Origin of the sequence: Granulicatella elegans ATCC 700633, assembly GCF_000162475.2 — a bacterium.
Lineage (GTDB): Bacteria > Bacillota > Bacilli > Lactobacillales > Aerococcaceae > Granulicatella > Granulicatella elegans.
Window position 1 is genome coordinate 969201 of the sequence record NZ_KI391971.1, and the last position, 19985, is coordinate 989185.

General features: G+C 30.4%; 16 protein-coding genes and 1 pseudogene. All 17 read right to left on the reverse strand.

What is annotated here, in order from left to right; genetic code table 11:
* Positions 1-68: 68 nt before the first annotated feature.
* The 17 genes and pseudogenes from HMPREF0446_RS04605 to miaA all read right to left on the reverse strand — a co-directional run bounded on the left by HMPREF0446_RS04605 (position 69) and on the right by miaA (position 19984).
* Positions 69-593: a GNAT family N-acetyltransferase gene (locus HMPREF0446_RS04605; RefSeq protein ID WP_006702569.1), complete on the reverse strand. Its 525-nt coding sequence runs from the start codon at positions 591-593 to the stop codon at positions 69-71.
* 438 nt (positions 594-1031) lie between these two features.
* Positions 1032-2630, reverse strand: a complete 1599-nt coding sequence (locus HMPREF0446_RS04610; protein WP_006702568.1) for an ABC transporter ATP-binding protein — start codon at positions 2628-2630, stop codon at positions 1032-1034.
* 192 nt (positions 2631-2822) lie between these two features.
* Entirely contained in the window at positions 2823-4235 is a 1413-nt protein-coding gene (locus HMPREF0446_RS04615) for an ATP-binding cassette domain-containing protein (protein WP_006702567.1), read from the reverse strand.
* A 100-nt stretch (positions 4236-4335) separates the two neighbouring features.
* On the reverse strand, positions 4336-4953 hold the full coding sequence (locus HMPREF0446_RS04620) for an RpiB/LacA/LacB family sugar-phosphate isomerase (RefSeq protein WP_006702566.1): 618 nt from the start codon (positions 4951-4953) through the stop codon (positions 4336-4338).
* 15 nt (positions 4954-4968) lie between these two features.
* Positions 4969-5076 (reverse strand): annotated as a pseudogene (locus HMPREF0446_RS08470) (TfoX/Sxy family protein); the annotation flags it as partial.
* Positions 5077-5285: 209 nt separating this feature from the next.
* Positions 5286-6029 carry an ABC transporter permease gene (locus HMPREF0446_RS04625; RefSeq protein ID WP_006702565.1) on the reverse strand — a complete coding sequence of 248 codons (744 nt, stop codon included), beginning with the start codon at positions 6027-6029 and terminating at the stop codon, positions 5286-5288.
* Positions 6016-6936: an ABC transporter ATP-binding protein gene (locus tag HMPREF0446_RS04630; protein WP_006702564.1), complete on the reverse strand. Its 921-nt coding sequence runs from the start codon at positions 6934-6936 to the stop codon at positions 6016-6018. Before HMPREF0446_RS04630 ends, HMPREF0446_RS04625 begins: the two co-directional genes overlap by 14 nt.
* 227 nt (positions 6937-7163) lie before the next feature.
* Positions 7164-7325 carry a hypothetical protein gene (locus tag HMPREF0446_RS08560; protein ID WP_006702563.1) on the reverse strand — a complete coding sequence of 54 codons (162 nt, stop codon included), beginning with the start codon at positions 7323-7325 and terminating at the stop codon, positions 7164-7166.
* Between the two features lie 107 nt (positions 7326-7432).
* Positions 7433-8269 carry a polysaccharide biosynthesis protein gene (locus tag HMPREF0446_RS04635; RefSeq protein WP_006702562.1) on the reverse strand — a complete coding sequence of 279 codons (837 nt, stop codon included), beginning with the start codon at positions 8267-8269 and terminating at the stop codon, positions 7433-7435.
* 3 nt (positions 8270-8272) lie between these two features.
* Positions 8273-9463, reverse strand: a complete 1191-nt coding sequence (locus HMPREF0446_RS04640) for a hypothetical protein (protein ID WP_006702561.1) — start codon at positions 9461-9463, stop codon at positions 8273-8275.
* 209 nt (positions 9464-9672) lie between these two features.
* Positions 9673-10530, reverse strand: coding sequence for a helix-turn-helix domain-containing protein (locus tag HMPREF0446_RS04645; RefSeq protein ID WP_006702560.1), 858 nt, complete (start codon positions 10528-10530; stop codon positions 9673-9675).
* Between the two features lie 69 nt (positions 10531-10599).
* The gene (locus HMPREF0446_RS04650; RefSeq protein WP_006702559.1) at positions 10600-10833 is read right to left on the reverse strand and encodes a type II toxin-antitoxin system RelB/DinJ family antitoxin; all 234 of its coding nucleotides are present in this window, start codon (positions 10831-10833) and stop codon (positions 10600-10602) included.
* A 157-nt stretch (positions 10834-10990) separates the two neighbouring features.
* Positions 10991-14551: a chromosome segregation protein SMC gene (gene smc, locus HMPREF0446_RS04655; protein ID WP_006702558.1), complete on the reverse strand. Its 3561-nt coding sequence runs from the start codon at positions 14549-14551 to the stop codon at positions 10991-10993.
* Positions 14552-14566: 15 nt separating this feature from the next.
* Complete coding sequence (rnc, locus tag HMPREF0446_RS04660) at positions 14567-15271, reverse strand: ribonuclease III (protein ID WP_006702557.1); 705 nt, start codon at positions 15269-15271, stop codon at positions 14567-14569.
* A 759-nt stretch (positions 15272-16030) separates the two neighbouring features.
* Positions 16031-17578 (reverse strand): ATP-binding cassette domain-containing protein, encoded by a 1548-nt coding sequence (locus tag HMPREF0446_RS04665; protein WP_006702556.1) that lies wholly within the window; start codon positions 17576-17578, stop codon positions 16031-16033.
* 246 nt (positions 17579-17824) lie between these two features.
* Positions 17825-19039: a GTPase HflX gene (gene hflX / locus HMPREF0446_RS08475; protein ID WP_006702555.1), complete on the reverse strand. Its 1215-nt coding sequence runs from the start codon at positions 19037-19039 to the stop codon at positions 17825-17827.
* Positions 19040-19984 carry a tRNA (adenosine(37)-N6)-dimethylallyltransferase MiaA gene (miaA, locus tag HMPREF0446_RS08480; protein ID WP_006702554.1) on the reverse strand — a complete coding sequence of 315 codons (945 nt, stop codon included), beginning with the start codon at positions 19982-19984 and terminating at the stop codon, positions 19040-19042.
* Position 19985 lies beyond the last annotated feature (1 nt).

Consider the following 19985-nt stretch of genomic DNA (forward strand, 5'->3'; position numbering starts at 1 on the left):
TAGTCAATTAGATTTACAAATAGGCTTTGTCAAATACCCTATGTAAAATTCAATAATAAGCTTATCTTCTACTTCAATGCAAAAAATTCATCTCGTAGAATTCCATATTTTATTGAATCGTAGTAAATTCCTTTATAATAACGAACTTTTCTAATTCTAGCTTCTTGAGTCATCCCTAATTTTTCTGATAGTCTCATCATGCCAGGATTACCACTCCAAGTTGTTAGTCCCACTCGTTCAATTTCTGGGAAATCTTTAAAACAAATCCCAATCCATTCTTGTAAGGCAGATGTTCCAATACCGTGAGACCATAATGAATCATCATAAATAACAATTCCTATTTCTAACCAACGAGTTCTAATGTCTTCCCAATAGCGTGTAACAACTCCAATGATTCTTTCTTCATGAACAATTGCTAAAACATTTTCACTCAGAAAAAAAAGATGAATATCTGACTTTAAAAATGTTTCTAAATTTAATTGTTTATATTCATCAAAATAAGGGGCATTATAAAGTGTCCATCGAGGTTTTTCAGATGAATATATTAGTGTATGAAGTATTGGTAAGTCTGATTCTCTTAATTTTTTAAGCAAATTAACTTTCTCCTTATATAATGTAGTTAGATTATTAAAGGCTACCTATATGCCTAAATAATTGCATAATATAGTTATTAGATAGAGGACATCGTTCTCTCCTTAAGTTCTAAAACTCGCACTCGAAAGAGTGATGCCTCTGGAAATTTTTCTTAGTGGTTTTTGATTTTTTGAAGAATTTTTTTATTCGTTATTGACTTTTCATAGTTAGTCTTTCTTCTCTAAGGGGGTGCATTTCCTAGAGCTCATCTTTCCTTTGAGTTCATTCTTGTATTATACCAAATTTTTACGTTTGTAACTATTCCTAAAGAAAAAGCCATATCACTGGGATATAGCTTCTTGTTTATATTGAGGATTTATCGAAAAAGCAAAAAAGACTCAGTTCTTCCAATCACAAAAATTATCTAATTGCACTATTTTACTTATTAATTACTCTACTCACATCTTATTTATAACTAAATGATTGTCCTTGATAGTAATGATCTTATCATATCCAACCATCATTTCCTCTGAAATGTGATGTTCTATATCAATAACTGCTCCAGAATAAGTTTTGATCAAATCATTCAAAATTTTTGAACTCTCATTATCCAGCCCTGATAAAGCTTCGTCAACAAGTAAGCATGGTTTTTCAAATAATAATGCTCTTGCTAACTCTAACCGTTTTAATTCTCCACCAGATAGAGAATGTAATTGTTTATCCATTTTAGTATATAGCATCTCTTTTGTTGCTAAGTGTTTCATTCCTACTCTTCTTAAAATTTCAAGGACTCTACTTTCATCTATTGGACTATCAAACGTCAGATTAAACAGCAATGTTTCGTTAAAGATAAATGGGTTTTGAGAAACAACAGAAAAAAGTTCAATTCCTTGTTCTTGCCCATAATTGATAGTACCAGATAATACCTGCGTTTCCCCTAAAATAGTTTTTAAAAAAGTACTCTTTCCAGAACCTGAAGGTGCTTTGAATAATATCTTATCATGACTTCCAAGTGAAAAATCAATATTTTTAATCAATTCATTATCTTGATATCCTACTGTAGTTTGTTTAAATTCTAAGATAACTTCTCTACTTGTTGGTAACTCTAGCAGTTGCTCATATTCTTCGGCTTTACTATTAAGAGTTAGCACTTTATTCAATATTGGATCAATTGATTGAATCACATTATATGTAGAAGCAGCAGTAATTAATGGAGTTACAACCCTATCAGCTGCCATATAAATAGTAAGTAAACTTCCTACTGTCATATATCCATTTTGAACAGAACTTATTCCCAGAATTAATGCTATCAATAATGAGCACACATATAGTAAACTAATAATGGTATTGGCGGTATTTTGATTAAAATCCATCTTAAAATAATTTTTTTCAGATACTCCTAACTTCTCAGTCAACTTTTTTAGTACATTATTTACCACACCAAATCTTTTCATCAACGGGCGTGCCTCTAAAAAATCTGTTAAAAATCCTATATATTGATCATTGGATTCTTGCCAACGTGATGTTCCTTTCTTTAACCATTTTTTAGTTAACTTAGGAATTAGAGCAGGTATAGCTCCCAAACCAACAAAAAGTAAGCCTACTAACACATTGATATTCATCAAAAATATAAATGTAACAACACCTTGAAGTGTACACAACATCATAGTAAATACATTATTGATAAATTTATTTTCAATTTGCTGAACTTCACTAGTAATACTAGTGATGTAAGAACTTGGTGATTGCTGTAAATTCTCTTTGCTAACAGAATTTACTGCATGTATATTTTTTAACTGATAATTTACATTTTGAATAAACTTTCCTTTAAAGAAACTAAATAGAAATTTTGATAAAACAATTAACAGTAAAAAAATCAGCCATAAAAATACTGTATACATACTGCTATCAAAATCACTATTGTTCATATAATCTGTAAATTTCCCTAAAAAATACGGTGCACCAATTCCATCAAGAGACATTAAAGCTAAAAATAACACAGCACATATAAATATTCGTTTATTACCTACTAGTATAAATCTTAAGAATCGAAACATTCTGATTCCCTCCTCTTTAATTTAGAAAATTTAAATTCAACAATACAAGTTACATTATTCACAATAAAACTAATCAAATTTTAATTTAATTCTAATCCACTCCAATCATTTTGTCAAAATAAATTTTAACAAAATGGGATAATTAAAATACACAATTAGTCTACAATCATTAGTAATTTCCGAATAAATTTATTATTTATATCTTTTCAATGTTTTATTTTCAATAGTATAAATTTCGTCCGCACAATTTTTTACAAATTCCATATCATGAGAAACAAAAATCACTAGCCCTGGATAATTTTTTATCAATACCTCTAGCGCTCTTATACTAATCATATCTAGTGAATTTGTAGGTTCATCTAATATTACAACATTGGCATCTTTAATGAATACTTTTAATAATTCTATTCTAGTTCTCTGCCCACCACTTAATTTATTGATTGGTACATTCAATAATGATGCGTCTATCCCAATATCCCTCAATAAATTTATAATATCTTGCCTTGAAAAATTAGAATCTTCTTGTAAATAATTTATAAGATTTTTTGTACTTGAAACTTCAAAATAAAATTGTTTAAAAACTGAAAATTTGACCATTTTAGAAAGTATAATATTTGGATGGTTATCTAGTATATTCTTTATTAATGTAGACTTACCAGAACCATTTTTCCCAGTAATTGCAATTTTTAATTTATTTGCAAATTGAAAACTAACATCTTTCAATAATTGCTTATCTTCATAATAGAGATTTAGCAATTCAGCTCTTATAGGATATTTATTATGTAATTCTCTAAAATTTCCTTCAGGAAAATGGATAGTTTGTACAATAGGTATATCATTGATTTCACCCAAACTATCTAATCGCTTTTCAACATTTTTTATTGTCCGATCAATTCGCTTAACAGCTGTACTTTTATCTTTAGTTGCAGCTAATCGACTAGGTTTTTCAAATGACTTTTTATTTTTATTTTTTTCTAGGCGCAATCTTTGCTCTTTATTATTTAGAATAATCGTTTCTAAATGTTTTTTCTCTCTAATATATTCTTCTTTTTCATATTGTTGTTTTAACAGATGAAGTTCTTTTTGCTTTTCATAATCTTCATAGGTACCAATATACTCTCTGATTTCTTTATTCTCAATATCCCATATTTTAGTCACAACATTTTTTAAAAAATAGCGATCATGACTAGCTATAATAATGATACCATTTTTATACGATTTAATAGTTTTAATTAAGTTCTCTCTCGTCTGAATATCCATAAAATTAGTTGGTTCATCTAATAATAAACAACCTTGTTTTGTACAAAGCATTTTATATAGGAAATCTCTTTGCTGTTCACCAGCACTATGATTTAAATTTGTATAATTATTATTTGAAAACCAATTTTGATCAAACTTTTTACATAATACATCACAGATTATTCTACCCTTAGTAGATTTTGTATTACCGCAAATAATATTTAGTAATGTTGTTTTACCTACACCATTATTACCTACAATCCCAATAACTTCTCCAATATGACCGATTAATTTATCAGTATGAAACAAGGTTTTATCTGCAAAAGACATCTCAATACCAATTAATTTAATAACTTCTTTAGCCATAAAGTCACCCACCCATTAAATCTTTTTAACCGTTTCTAAGTCAACTCTAGATAGCAATTGGGATACAATAAACATCATTACTATTCCCACTGTAATTTGCTCATTTCAGTAAATCGGCTATTTCTTTCTCTCCATACGCCCTTACATACTGAATTACATCCTGTTTCCTCTTGATTGATTCAAGTAGTGATATATCTAGTATATTTACGAATTCTTTAAACTGAACCTGTCCGATGCTTCTTATCTCTTTAAGTTGCTCGGCATCTCTTATCTTTCTCTCTGCCTCACTTTCAGGGTATCCTTGCCCAAATGGCTCTGAGAAAAGAACTTCTATTGTTTTTTCAAGATTTTCAATACCTAACCATGTATAATCTTCACCTAATGGTAATGATATCGCATTTCCATTATTTATCTGAACAAATAAATAGGCATCCTTCGGTGTAGGTGCATACCCACAGATGACGTCTGGCATACTATTACAAGCAAGCATCATTCCCTGTCCGGAAGAACAGCCCGTAACAACGAAATCAACTGTCCTACTTGCCAACAAGATACCTACAAGAATAGAAATTTCTATATACGAGTATTTATCATTTTCTTCCATCGTACAACCAAAATTTATAACCTCAGATTTCTTTGGAGCATACTTTAATACAGTATCATAGATTATTTGATTTTTAGTCGCTTGCGAACTTGCTTGAATAACTCCGATTCTCATTCTTTCCTCCTGTGATTATTTCTTATTCATTGATTTTGGTGCAGGTAATTCATCATACATTGAATTGAATAAGGCAGATAAAAAATCTTTGTTGTCAACAACATCTAACAACAACATTTCCTTTCCCAATTACTTCTATCTTACTGCATTCTTGTGAAATTAAAAACACATTATCCATGGATAAAAGTTTCTCTTTTTTCCATACCAACTTTAATATGAACAGTCCTTGCAAGTTACCTATAGCATATTTCCCATTGATATAAACAAATACTATTGAGTTTAGGAAAATTTATAATAAGTTTAAAACCACGCAGGGATACTCACTCGTAACATTAATAACTTCTATCGATTCCTGCTTTCTTACTAGATTGGTAAATTTTCTTAAATAAGACATAGCCTATTACCAAAAAGAAAGCTGACTGCCCCGCTAATAATAAGTAGTCCATCCAAGCAACGCTTTCACCTTGAATTAAATTTTGAGTCATTTCAATCCCTAAAGAAATTGGAAGAAATCGTCCAATCAAAATTGCCCATTCAGGCATCATCTCATGAGGTAAAATAGCTCCAGTGAAAAATAATAGTGCATAAGAAATAATCGAATCAAATGATGCTGTCTTGGTATATTTTAACGTTAACGCTACTAATACTAATGTAAATCCAAAAACTCCAACTGTGGTTAATAAGAAGATGACAATAAACCACCCACTAAAAGAAATTTGAATTGAAAGAATAGCACTCAAAATAAGTGATACAACAGCCACTTTGATGAGATTGACAATTAACCACACTAGTGTCCTTACTATAATCAACAGTTCAAAAGGAAATGGTTTGATAATCAGTTGATCTAAGATTCCCATTTGTTTTTCTGAAGACACGGAGACTGCTGCTTCACTAATAACCGAACTCAACAAATACCAATAAACAAATCCTACATAACTTTGACTTATTTGTTGATGTTGAACTAATAAAAACATATAGAACACAATCGTAGTAACCACAATACTCACAATATGATCCGGATAATAAGTGCGCACTTCATGTAAATATTTCCATAATTCTGCCTTAAATAACTTCATCATGAGCTCCTCCTCTTTGACTATAGAAGTAGTCCAGTGTTTCTTCAACCGTAGGACTTAGTTTCTCAATCTTTATTAAATGAGACATTAAGTTATGCTTTACTAAAAGTTCCGTTAACTCGTCAATAGAGTTTCGTTTTACGTATGATTTTCCTTTTTCAATGCGGCATTGAAGCTCTTGATGAATTACTTCTCCCTCAATAACAGCTTCAAATTCTTGTGAATGTGGGACTTGTTGCAAGAAGTTCTGATAATCTCCTTTATAGATAACCTTTCCTTCATCAATCACAATCACATAGTCTGCTAGTAATTCTATAATCTCTGCTTGGTGTGAGGTAAGAATAATCGTTTTATGCTGTTCGGTAGATAGTTGTTTAATTTTTTGACAAAGTTGCTTTGAACTTTGAAAATCTAAACCCAAAGTTGGCTCATCTAAAAATAGAACTTCTACATTTGTCATTAATGAAATAATTAATGAGAGCTTCTGTAACATTCCTCTTGAGTATCCTCCAACTGGTTCATCAATAGCATCTCTGAGGTCGAACTCATCAATTAACGCTTGAATACTATCATTCATATAGTGTATGGATTGTTTTGATAATCCAAGAAAGTATTCAATATTTTGTTTACCTGTTAAAAATGGGTAAACATTATCGACAGATTCTAACACGGCACTTACATTTTGGTAGTAAGAATGTCCAATGTCTAATAGCTTTTCTCCCTTAAACAAAATATCTCCCTTATCTGCACTGATCATTCCCAACATCAGTTTAATTAATGTCGTTTTCCCAGCACCATTTTTACCAAGAATTACTGTAATGTTACTTTCTGGAATTTCAAAGGATATATTATGTAAAATTGTCTTATTATTGTATCGTTTTTCGATACCCTTCACTTCAAACACCATCTTCTACATCTCCTTAAAATAGTAATCAAAAAAACTCTCAATTATTTTTGTTCAAATTATTTTTTGGACTATTTAATCTCTGTTATTTTCCCATAATTTGAAGTTTTTTTATATTATACCATTTTTTTAGAATTGTAACTACTTCTAAAGAAAAACTTCACATGAGTGTACATTTTTTGTACATTCAAAAAAGCACGAAACTAGAATTTCTAGTTCCATGCTTTCTACTAGTCTTTAATTCCAACAAGCTCTCGCTGTCTACGATTCGCTTCTTGTGCGATGTAACTCATTACATACTTGAATTCTTTAGCCGTAGCTTTTTCAGAGAGTTCTGCTATACTTTTATTGTATTTTTCAGCAATTTGTTTTACTTTTTCTTTATCAGTCATTTAACAATTCCTCCAATTGTTGTTTGGTGTATTTCTGAGGAAGTACTAGCTGAATATTATCAACATCAAAATGTACTTCGGATATAAGATTTACTATTTAAATATCCTTATTCAAACACTTCACTAACAAAATCTGTAATAGGTTTAAAATGATTAAAGTCCATCATTGGATCTCCTAAAGTATCGTCTCCAGTTAATCCAATAATTTCTATTTTACTCTTCGAATGATTTTTCTCAATTAATTCTTCTGCTAACCTTTTAATACTCAATTCTTTTCCAATTGATAATGTATAAACTCCTGATTTTAGAACTTGATTATAAAAATCATCCCACCCACGAATAAATTCTTCTTTTCTCGTTGCTAGCTTTGTAATTCGTTCATCAGTTAAAGGAAGAGGTTTATTTTCTTTCGAGAGTTTATCAAACACATGATAGACTGAGCCATTACTTTCAATCACAAATGGAAATCTTAACGATAGAACGACACAATCTTGATGCTTATCATTTAAATTCTTCAAATATTGTTCTACTTCTAGTTTTTGCCTTCCGAACTGATTATGGGGTTTATAAGCTTCATCACTTGAAATAAATATAACTCTTTCCTTTACAAAAGGTAATACGGACTCTAGAAACAATTTTGTTTGTGAAACATTTTTTGAATAATAATACTCAGCAAAGTCTTCACAGAAATTTGTCATTTTTAATGATGCTGCATGAATGAAAATATCTGGTTGAATTGCTTCAATATATTTCAAACAATCTGGTGAAGTAAAATCCATTGGAACTGGATAAAATACTGACGAATCTAACCTTCTATTCATAATAGCTAACTGTGTATCTTGATAATCTACACCGTACACTATTGCATCATTTTCTATAAAGTAATTTACTAATGCTTCACCAATTGTTCCACAAACACCTGTAATTAACACTTTTTTCTTCATAATTCACTCTCCATGTAATGCTTTTATCCAATTTTTCGTTGGCATATCAATAACTTTATTTAACGGATTCATCGGGATATTGTCATCCTTATTTTCTAGTTTTCCATTTCGAATTCTTTTAATTAATTTTGATGGAATACCATATCGATCTTTTAAAATTATTTCGTCTTCCAAGTTGAATGATTGTATAGAAATTTTCAACATCCCTTTTTCTAATAATTCTATATAACCTTCGGTTTCTTTAATAATTGTTTCTAGAAAAAACTGATTTGAATAATTAATAGTATTTACATTTTGTAAATCCGATAAACCTGACAAAGTAATATCACTCATCAATTCAACAATTTCTGAACGAGTAATTTCTTTATCCAAAAATAATAAAAAAAGCTCCAAAACAAGTATTCTATGCAATTTCCTAACAATATACTCTTGATTTTTATTTCCAAATACGATTCCCTCATTCAAAAGTACTAAAATGACTCTCATTAAATTAATACATTTTAACCCTACTGATAGAATAGATTCAGGAATCTTATCTCTAATTTGTATAAAGGAATTTTTGAAATAGTTCAATTCATAAATACTATTTTTTCCAAAATACTCAACTTCGATGACTTCCTTCAAAAAAGAACTATCAATAACATAGCTTTCTCCATTAAAAATAACATTAAGACTGCCCACCGGTACTAATCCATTTTTATTTCTACGATAGAATTTAATATACTCTCCCTTAAATCTATCCTCACCTAACGTAGTCGATAATTTATCACTATTAATCAAGCAAATATCAAATAATCCCTTTGTTTTTACATTTATTAACGATAACATCTTTTGAGATAAAACCATTGTAGTTTTTCCATCTAAAAAATTTAATTTCCTAAAAAAATCAGTTGTGATTTTCAATGCATTTTCAAGATTTTCTTGCTTTAACAAAAAGAAACTTAACATATGATTATACGGAGATGCTACTCCTTCAACCCCTGTTATTTCAAGAATTTTATCTGTAACTCTAAAACATCTTTGATTCGTGTATAAATAACCATCAATCTTAAAAAACTCTTCAAATCTATCTTCAATATTTAAAACAGAAGAAAATTTAAGTGTTTTATGATACATAACCCCAGAATCAGGGATATAATCCATTCCTACTTTTTCCATAATCTCCCTAAAATACAAACTAACATCATTTTCCAATTCCTATTAACCTCCAATAATTATACACACTCCTAATTAGTGAAAGCTTATCACACCCTTTTGTTATTTTCAACACCATTTTATTCAATTTTGTATATTTTTATAAAAATATACTTAAATGAATATTAATTTTGGCATATCATAAAAAAACATTATGGAAATCTGATTACTGATTCCCATAATGTTTTACTTTTATTTTTAATAAGGGATTAAAAACGACTACTTAAATATTCCTGTATTCTTAAATACATTTTTTCATTTCCTAATAGTTTATACAAAAACTTAGCTTGTTCATAATACATAAGAATATCTTCGTCTGAAAGAAAATTATCTCCAATGTTCGCTAATAAACAATATAAATCGGCTAATAAATAGATACTACTATTTTCTTTACAGATATCAATTGTTTCTAAAATCTCTTCCAAAGCTTCTTTTGTAACTTTATTTCTTACTAAAATTCGAGCATAGTTATATCTTATTTTGATTACCTTATGTAAATTATCCTGCTTTGACATATCTACTTTATAAATCTCTTCCATTAGAATTTTATAAAACTGTTTATATTTTTCAATTTCATCACATTCAAAATAAAATAGTGCTAAAGTATTCAAAAAATCTAAATAGTATTCATCATTAGTTTTTAGTTTTTTACATAAGTGTTCCATCATTTCTATTGCTTTGACAATATCTTTATGTACATTAAACGCAACAATTGCCTTTATCCATTCTATGTAAATAAGATCCTCTTCTAACGTAATTTTTTGCTTCTTATTCAACTCTAATGATAAACAATATTCTAATTTACTAAAATCTCTTTGACTTAAAGCATCATCAGCTATTTTTTTAAATGATTTTAATACTGAATCTGTTTCCTCTAGCTTCGTATTAAAAAAATAATCCATACTTACATTTAATCGAACGGATAATTTTTTTAAAATTAAAGCACTAGGATCATAATTTTGATTTTCTATTCTACTAATTTGGCTTTGTTTACAAATTCCTTCTGATAATTCCTTTTGTGTTAAATTTAATTCTAATCTTCTATGTTTAAGACGTTCTCCTAACAAGTGACTTCTCCTTTCCATGGTAGGCTAATCAAATACAATTCCCATATCTTGTGACTCATTATTTTTAACTTATTGCATTCCTTTATTCATCATTTTGTAAAATTCTTCTTCACTCATTGTATCACGAATAGGAACTTGCTGATTAGGAACGGTTAAAGAAAATGGAATTCCATTATTCATAATAATTTGTCGGTAAAATAAATCAATGGCTACTGCTCGAGAAAGACCAATCTGCGATAAAATTTTTTCTGCTTCTTCTTTAATATTTTCTTGAATTCTAACATTTACACTAGCTGTTTTCATACACAATTCTCCTCTTATATAATCACAATTATTATAGCATTTGTATTGCGTTATGCAATACATTTAGTGCAATATCCTTATTAACTAATTTACTAACTATTTAACAAAAAGAAAAAGCCTTCATCAAAAGGCTTTTCCAATATTTCTTAAAAACGTTCTACTCCAAGCCATCAAAGTCTTCGAATTTTACTGACGCTAGTTTTGAAACTCCAGATTCTTGCATTGTTACCCCATATAATACATCTGCTTCTTCCATTGTTCCTCTTCTATGAGTAATAACAATGAACTGAGTATTTTTAGTAAATTCTTTCAAGTAACGACCATATCTTGCAACATTTGCCTCATCTAGGGCTGCTTCTACTTCATCTAGTAAGCAGAATGGCACTGGCTTCACTTCTAAAATTGCAAATAATAAAGCAATGGCTGTAAAGGCACGTTCTCCCCCAGATAATAGACTTAAGGATTGTAGTTTCTTACCAGGTGGTTGAGCAATAATCTCAATTCCTGTTTCTAATAAATTAGTAGGATCTGTTAATTCTAAAGAAGCACGTCCTCCTCCAAACAATCGTGGGAATGTTTGTTGGAATTGATTTGAAATAGCATCGAAAGTTTGTTTAAATCGACTCGTCACTTCCGTGTCCATTTCTGTAATCGTGTCTTCTAAATTTTTCTTCGCATCTAATAAATCTTGTTGTTGGATTGTTAAAAATTCAAATCTTTCTTGAACTTTATCATATTCTTCAATCGCCATTAAGTTTACTGCACCCATTTGTTCGATTTGTTGTTTTAACATGCGAACTGTTTTAGAAGCATCTTCGATGGACATTGTTAATTCTGTTTTTTCGATTGCTGCTTCAAATGTTAATTCATATTCTTCACTTAAATATTGCAGTTTTTGATCAATTGCTAATTCAAATCGATTGGCTTTTGTTTCAACTTTTGATTGTTGTTTCAAATACTCTTGTAATTGATGTTGCGCTTGATTTCGACTAACTTCTGTTTGTTTATTCAATACTTCTAATTGAATTCTTTCTTCTTTTAGTCTATCTAAATCTATTTCTAATGCTGTAACAGTTTCTTTAATCGCTTCGTAATCTTTTACAGTTTGGTTGTAATCTGCTTCATTTTTCTCTTTTAAGTCCTTCTGTTCATCTTTTTTCGATTCCAGTAAATGAACTTGTTCTTCTAAACGTTTTAATGACAGTTTTTCTTGTTTGAATTCTTTCTTTTGATGTTGGACTTGCTCTTGAATACGAGCTTTTTGTGTCCCCACTTCTTGTAATTCTTGTTGTTTTTCTTGAAGCTGTTGCGTACGGTCTTCTTGAGATAATTGTAAATAATCCAATTCTTTTTTAACCGCTTGATTCTCTTTTGTAATCCTTCTTAATGCTTCATGAGTATCCACATATTGCTGTTCTAATTGTTCGTACTGTTCAATAGATTCATCTAATTCATATTGTTGACTTAATGTTTGACGACTAATTTTATTAAATTCATCTTTTGAATATTGTAATTCTAATCTTACTTCTTGTAATTGTTGTTTTAAGATTGTTTCTTCTTCTTGAATCGCTGTTCCTTTTTGAACAATTTCGTTCCATTTCGTTTCCAACTGATTCCATTTTTCTGAAACTTGCTTCTCATATTCTTTCAACTGTTTCAATTGTTGTTCTAACGTTTCTAATTGACTATTTCGTTTTACAAGAGATTGTTGTTGATGGTTTTTAGAAGCTCCACCTGTCATCGAACCGCCAGCATTGACAACATCTCCCTCTAAAGAAACAATACGATAACGGTATTGCAAGACTTTAGCAATTTTCATAGCATCATCCAGTGTTTTGGCAACGACAGTTGTTCCTAAAATATTTCGAACAATAGATTGATACGTTTTTTCCACATGTACTAAGTCACTAGCAATTCCAACATAGCCTTGTAAAGAGAATAATTGTTGTTGAACCGCATCTGGCATTCTTTTCTCTTTAATAATCGTTAATGGTAAGAAAGTTGCTCGTCCTAAACGGTTCATTTTTAAATAGTCAATCGCTTTTGCTGCAGCTTGTTCATGTTCTACCACAACGTGTTGACTACTTGCACCTAAAGCAATATCGATGGCTAATGTAACCTCATCATCTACTCGAATTAATTCAGCTACAGAACCAATTACACCTGCGATTTGTTTCTTTTGTTTTAAGATTTCACGAACCCCTTGATAATAACCGGCATAATCTTCCGAAACTTGTTTCAAACTATGATAATTGGCTTGTGTTTGTTGCAATTGTCGTTCAATCTTTTGTTTTTGTTCTTGCATCGTTTGACGTTCTTGACGTAAACTGTCTGCTTGTTGACGATAACTATTTAAGTCTTCTTGTTTAGAATTTGCTTGTTGAGCTAGATTTTCTTCTTTTTCTACTAACTGTGCAATCTTTTGATCTAATTGTTTTGATTGTTCTTCAAATAATTCTTGTTTTTCAAGTAATTTATCATGTTGATTTTGATTTTGTTCCATCGAACGTTCCAAGTGTTTTTCTTGGTTCGTTAATTTTGAAATTTCTTGTAATTGCTCGATATAGTCACTTTGTAATTGCTTTTGTCTCTCTTCATTACCTTGACTTAATTGTTCTAACTCTTCTACTAATTTAGACCATTGAGCCTCGATTCCATTCAGTTCCACTTCTTTAATGGCAACTGCTCGCTCTAATTCAGCCACAGTTTGTTCTGTTGATTCTAATTGACGAATCACTTCCACTAAAGCTAATTGATTTTCTTCATTGGTACGATTCGCAAACTCTTGTCTTTGTTGATAAACTTTACGTTCACCATCTAATTGTTCCATTTTTTGAATCGCATCAACATATAACGCTTGTTTTTCATCTAACTCAGTATTTTTTACAGCAAGTAATTCTTGTTGTTCGAATACTTTTTGCTCTAGCTCTACTAATCTTTGTTCTGTTTTCGTCACAGTTTCTTGTAACTGAGCTACTTCTCGTTTAGCAACTGTCCACTGAGTATTTAAAGTTTCAATTTCAACGGCTAATAAGGCTGTTTCGATACCTTGTAATTCTTCTTTTTTAGATAAATAAACAATCGCTTTTTCCTTTTGTTCTAATAAAGGCGTTAATTGACTTTTAATTTCATGTAAAATATCTTCTACACGATTTAAATGTTCTTGTGTTTGATCTAATTTTCTTTGCGCTTGAGTTTTACGGTCTTTATATTTTAATACCCCTGCAGCTTCTTCAATAATCATACGACGATCTTCAGGTTTATCATTGAAAATTTGTTCAACTTTCCCTTGAGAAATTAAAGCAAAGGAATCCTTTCCTAAACCAGAATCCATCATTAAACTTGTAATATCTTTTAGTCGACAAGCTTTCTTATTAATAAAGAAGTCACTATCCCCATTACGGTTCAATCGACGAGTTAATACAACTTGAGAATGCTCAATTGCCAATTTTCCATCTTCATTGTTAATATGCAAATTTACTTCAGCAATATTAACGGGTTTACGAGTTTGAGAACCTGCAAAAATAACATCATCCATTTTTTTACCACGTAAACTTTTTGCAGATTGTTCTCCTAAAACCCATTTAATTGCTTCTGACAAATTAGATTTTCCACTTCCGTTTGGACCGACAACAGCTGTAACACCTTTATCAAATTCGATAACGGTTTTATCCGCAAATGACTTAAATCCAGACATTTCAATTTTTTCTAACTGCATCCTTGACTCCTTACTTTAAGAAATAACGTTTAATTTTTCTAATGTTCTTCTAGCAGATAATTGTTCTGCTGCTTTTTTCGTTTTGCCTTCACCAATTTCATAGCCTTTATCATTAACATGAACTTGTACGGTATAATAACGTGCATGAGAAGGGCCTTCTTCTTTTAGTAATTCATAACGAATGTTCACATTCCCATTTCTTTGGAAATATTCTTGTAATTCTGTTTTAAAATCACCAACTAAAGTAAATCTTCCATCTTTTATTTTCGAGATAATAACTTGTGTTAGAAATTGACTAGCACCTTCAAAACCTTGGTCTAAATAAATAGCACCCACAAAAGCTTCAAATACGTCGCAGAGAACTGCTGGATTTTCATGTCCTTTTGAAGCACGTTCTCCCTTTCCTAATAAAAGATACTTATCTAACTCACACTCTTTTGCAAGTGTCGACAAACTTTCTTCGCAAACGATTTGCGCTCTTAATTTTGTTAACTCGCCTTCTTTTTTCGTTGGCATTTGACGGTATAACCAATTAGAAATAAATAATTCTAAAACGGCATCACCTAAAAACTCAATACGCTCATTATAAATTCCTTTGCAATCTTTATGTTCATTTGCATAGGATGAATGAGTTAAGGCTTCTTTTAAATAGTTTTCATTTTTAAATTGTATTTGAAATTCTTTTGCTATTTTTTCTTTAAATTGTTCGATTGAATACATGCCCTTCGGCTCCTTATCATTTCTCTATCTCCCTATTATAAAAGGTTTGATAAAACATTACAAACGATTTTATAATAGGAACGTATTCTAACACGTAAAGCAATAGAAAAGACTTTTGAGTACTGTAGCAAGGTCGACAGCAGCCTCGCTTTGCGAGTCTCATGTCTAAACTTTGAGCCATGGTCTCAAAGTTTCCCTGTAATATTAACCAAGAATGGCTAATATTACTATTGCCACAATAACAAGTCTTTTCTATTGCTTTACTTTTTGTCTTCTTGTAATTAAAAAATCGTACCTTAACAAACACACAATTGTACTTCCGCATAATTCCTTGCTAATGTACAATTCCATTGTAATTCTAATTTACAATGGAAAAATGCTAATAGCGACAAATTAGATTCCCCATAGAATTTTTCCTAACAACTAAAAATGTTTAACTCTGATTTCTTACGTAACAAATTTAAAGTAAAAAGAACTTTTCTCCATAGCCAAAGTAAAATTAGCTTCTCAAGCTAATTTTACAGGAAATTTTGAGACCAAGGCTCAAAATTTAGGAATGAGACTCGCAAAGCGAGTCTGCTGCCGTCCTGGCTACTTTTAGAAAAGTTTCTTTTTACTTTAAATACCTTTAATGATATCTAAAGAATTCTACATTAAAGTCATTTCTATTACTTTACTTTTTTATCTTCTAAGAATAATGCTATCGTGTCTAAACAAACACACAAATGTATTATCCACCAGAAGTAATTATGATTTAATTCATTTAAGAATATCTATCGAATCATACTCAATATCTTCTAATTCTTGCTTACGATGTGTTATCATAATAACCATTGTATTTTCTAATTTAGATAAACTATTTAAAATCATTTTCGAACTGGCAATATCGATACTTGAAAAACTTTCATCTAATAAAATAATAGGATTTGGATTAACTAATAACCTTGCAATCGCAATTTTTTGCTTTTCTCCACCTGACAAATCATTTATATTTTTCGTTAAATCAATATTTAATTGCTCAATAATCTCCTTAAAACTATCTGACTCTTCTTTTCCTAATAAAATATTCTCCTTGATACTTGTATCAAACATATAACCTTGTTGTCTTAAATAACTAAATAAGTTATCTGTATTGTATTGTTTAATATTATCCCCATCAATTAAAATAGTACCTTTTTTTGGTTCTAATTGCTGTAATAATAACTTAAATAGTGTGGACTTTCCTTTACCAGAAGCCCCATTCAATACATACCATTTTCCTTTATCTAATTGTAAATTAACATTGCTAAATAATACATGATCTGTTGAATAACAAAATTCTAACTCTGAAATAGTAATATTATCCCACGATAATATAAGTGGTTTTTCAATAGTTTTATCATCACTTGCTTCAAACTTATCAATTTTATCTAACAGTTGAACTGAAGAATGAATAATAGTCATATATTGATTAATCGCAGAAATTGAATCAAATAATTTCATTGCTAAATCAGTTGTAGTAAGAATTGCACCAACTAAGATTAACTGATTTATTATCAACAGCCCTGTTACAAATATGACCGATAATTGACTGATTACATTTAATAGAAAAATAATAAATGTAACTTTACTCGTTTCTTTAGCAAGTAATACTCTACTATTCTTAATTTTAAATAACTCTTGACTAAAGGAATCCTGATAAAAATTTAATGCACCAAATTCTTTTAGAACATCAATTCCTGTTATCATATTATTAATTTTATTCAAGTAACTTTTATTTGCCTCAGCAACATGATTTCCTGCATTAGACACCATTCTTTTGGTCATTATCGGGATAAAATATAATACAATTGATAATGCAAGACTGACAATGAATAATAAATAATGAACGTAAAATAAAGCAATTAAAGATAAAATAGCACGCAACATAAATTTTATCATACCAAAAATACTTCTTAGTACTTTATTTTCAATCATATTTACATCATTTTGAAGAAATGACTCAATTTCCTTTTGTTCTTGACCGTCAATATAATTAGCTTTAATATTCCAAGAAGCATCTGACATATCACTACGCATCTTATTACATATGTTTTGAATAACAATTTCTTGATAAATTGTTTGATAGTAAGAAATGATTAAACTAATAATCCATAATCCCAAAATAATGAATACTTCAATCATGAATACCTTTAGATTTTGTTGGATGAGATATTCGGCTACCTTTGTCATTCGTAAGGCAGCATAAACTTGTAAGCCAGATACGGTAAATAAACCTGCTATATTTAACAGAAATCCTAACATCTCTCTTTTTAAATATTTAATCATTTCTATCCTCCTTTAAAAACTAAAACAACTAAAATTGTTTAACTTTCATTTCTTACGTAACAAATTTAAAGTAAAAAGAACTTTTCTCCGTAGCCGAAGTAAAATTAGCTTCTCAAGATAATTTTACAGGAAATTTTGAGACCACGGCTCAAAATTTAGGCATGAGACCGCAGGGCTGCTGCCGTCCTGGCTACTTTTAGAAAAGTTCGTTTTACTTTAAATGCCTTAAGAGCAGTTTAAATAATTTTACATCCCTTTTTTACGATAACCTTTTACATAGTATTGGTTTTTCTCTTCATTAAACTCCAAAATTTCTACTAGTATATTTTGTTGGAGTTGTGAAAGTTTTTGCGCTTCGTAAACTTCTACCCATTCCTCATAATAGTCCATTTCTGCTTTCATTTGAACTCCAAGAAATTCTCTCAAACGTTCAATATCTGTAGAATTTTCAGCAGAGATTACTAACGAAGGATAAGCATTCGGTTGAAATTCTCCAACAATTAAATCAGATTTATTATAAATCGTCACCATTGGAATAGTTTCCATCTCTAAATCCTCAACTAAATCATGAACCGTTTTTTCATGCATTAAAAAATTCGGAGATGATGCATCTACTACATGCACTAATAAATCAACATCCGCACTCTCTTCTAACGTTGACTCAAATGCGTGAATTAAAGTCGTTGGTAAATCTTGAATAAATCCAACTGTATCCGTTAATGTCACATCATATTGATCGGCTAAATCAACTTTTCTTGTTAATGGATCTAAAGTTGCGAATAATTGATCCATCTGGTACGTTCCTGCATCTGTTAATTGGTTTAAAACGGTTGATTTTCCAGCATTTGTATAGCCAATTAATCCCATTCTAAAACCATTCGAACGATTTCTCTTCATTCTTGAACGTTGACGATGTAGTTTTGTCTGTTCTAATTGTGCTTCAATATCTGAAATTTGTTTACGGATATGTCGTTTATCCGTTTCTAATTGCGTTTCCCCTGGTCCTCTTGTTCCAATTCCCCCACCTTGTCTCGATAAGGCTGTACCTTGTCCTGACAAACGTGGTAATAAATAATTTAATTGAGCCAGTTGTACTTGAAGTTTTCCTTCTTTTGAACGAGCACGCATCGCAAAAATATCTAAAATTAATTGAACACGGTCAATAATTCGTGCATTAATCGTTTCATTTAGATTTTTCGTTTGAGAACCTGTTAGAGATTGGTAGAAAACTATTAAATCAATTTCTAATTCATCGACTAAATGACTAATTTCTTCTACTTTCCCTTTTCCAATCATTGTACGACCACTATAAGTTTCTCTTTTTTGAGTAACTGTTACGACAACTTCTCCTTGAGCAGTATCCACTAATTGCTTCATTTCTTCTAAAGCATATTGAAATTGCTCGTCTGATTGTGTTGTTTGAACAGCAACAATCATAACTCTTTCTTTTGTGTTTTCCATTTATTCACTTCCCAGTAAAAACTGCTGACAATCTAAAACAACTTGAGCAATTGTATTAGGATTTTCTACTAAATCATACCAATGTACAGCTTCGAATCGGTTTCTAAACCATGTTAATTGTCGTTTGGCATATCGTCTAGAGTTTTGTTGAATTTTTTGAATGGTAGCTTCTTTTGATAATTGACCCACAAAATAATCCACCCATTCTTTATACCCAATTCCTCGAATCGATTGAACATCTAATCCTTTTACAGCATCATATAATTGTCTAGCTTCTTCTTCTAAACCATTTTGCATCATCATTTCTACTCTTGTATCAATTCTTTCATAAAGGACTGCTCTATCCGTTGATAATCCGATTATATAGGCATCAAAAATAGCTTCTTTTTGTTGTTGGTCATTAGCTGAAAATGGTTTCCCGCTTGCGTGTGTCACCTCTAATGCTCGAATGACCCTTCTTGTATTATTTGGGTGAATAGTTTCAGCACTGACCGGATCGACTGCTTTTAATTGCTCCCACATAGCCTGACATCCAATTTCTTCTAACTCTTTTTCCTTTTCTAGTCGATAAACTGGATCGTTAGAATCTTCCCCACTAAAATGAAAATCAAATAATAAACCTTCAATATAAAGTCCAGTTCCTCCAACAATAATTGGAATTTTCCCACGACTTGCAATGTCTTGAATCGCTTCTCTTGCCATTTGTTTGAAATCACTAGCAGTATACTCTTCTTTCACATCACAGATGTCTAATAAGTAGTGAGGAATTCCTCGTGCTTCTTCCGAAGTCACTTTAGCTGTTCCAATATCCAATGTTTTATAAACTTGCATCGAGTCCCCATTAATGATTTCTCCATTTAATTGTTGTGCTAATTCGATACTAAGAGCTGTTTTCCCAACACCAGTTGGGCCAACAATAACAATGATTTTTTGTTTGTCTACCATA

Coding starts and splice junctions, on each gene's coding strand:
- HMPREF0446_RS04610 (WP_006702568.1), bottom strand. CDS start 2,630: ATGTTTCGATTCTTAAGATTTATACTAGTAGGTAATAAACGAATATTT.
- HMPREF0446_RS04615 (WP_006702567.1), bottom strand. CDS start 4,235: ATGGCTAAAGAAGTTATTAAATTAATTGGTATTGAGATGTCTTTTGCA.
- HMPREF0446_RS04620 (WP_006702566.1), bottom strand. CDS start 4,953: ATGAGAATCGGAGTTATTCAAGCAAGTTCGCAAGCGACTAAAAATCAA.
- HMPREF0446_RS04625 (WP_006702565.1), bottom strand. CDS start 6,029: ATGAAGTTATTTAAGGCAGAATTATGGAAATATTTACATGAAGTGCGC.
- HMPREF0446_RS04630 (WP_006702564.1), bottom strand. CDS start 6,936: ATGGTGTTTGAAGTGAAGGGTATCGAAAAACGATACAATAATAAGACA.
- HMPREF0446_RS08560 (WP_006702563.1), bottom strand. CDS start 7,325: ATGACTGATAAAGAAAAAGTAAAACAAATTGCTGAAAAATACAATAAA.
- HMPREF0446_RS04635 (WP_006702562.1), bottom strand. CDS start 8,269: ATGAAGAAAAAAGTGTTAATTACAGGTGTTTGTGGAACAATTGGTGAA.
- HMPREF0446_RS04650 (WP_006702559.1), bottom strand. CDS start 10,833: ATGAAAACAGCTAGTGTAAATGTTAGAATTCAAGAAAATATTAAAGAA.
- smc (WP_006702558.1), bottom strand. CDS start 14,551: ATGCAGTTAGAAAAAATTGAAATGTCTGGATTTAAGTCATTTGCGGAT.
- rnc (WP_006702557.1), bottom strand. CDS start 15,271: ATGTATTCAATCGAACAATTTAAAGAAAAAATAGCAAAAGAATTTCAA.
- HMPREF0446_RS04665 (WP_006702556.1), bottom strand. CDS start 17,578: ATGATTAAATATTTAAAAAGAGAGATGTTAGGATTTCTGTTAAATATA.
- hflX (WP_006702555.1), bottom strand. CDS start 19,039: ATGGAAAACACAAAAGAAAGAGTTATGATTGTTGCTGTTCAAACAACA.
- miaA (WP_006702554.1), bottom strand. CDS start 19,984: ATGGTAGACAAACAAAAAATCATTGTTATTGTTGGCCCAACTGGTGTT.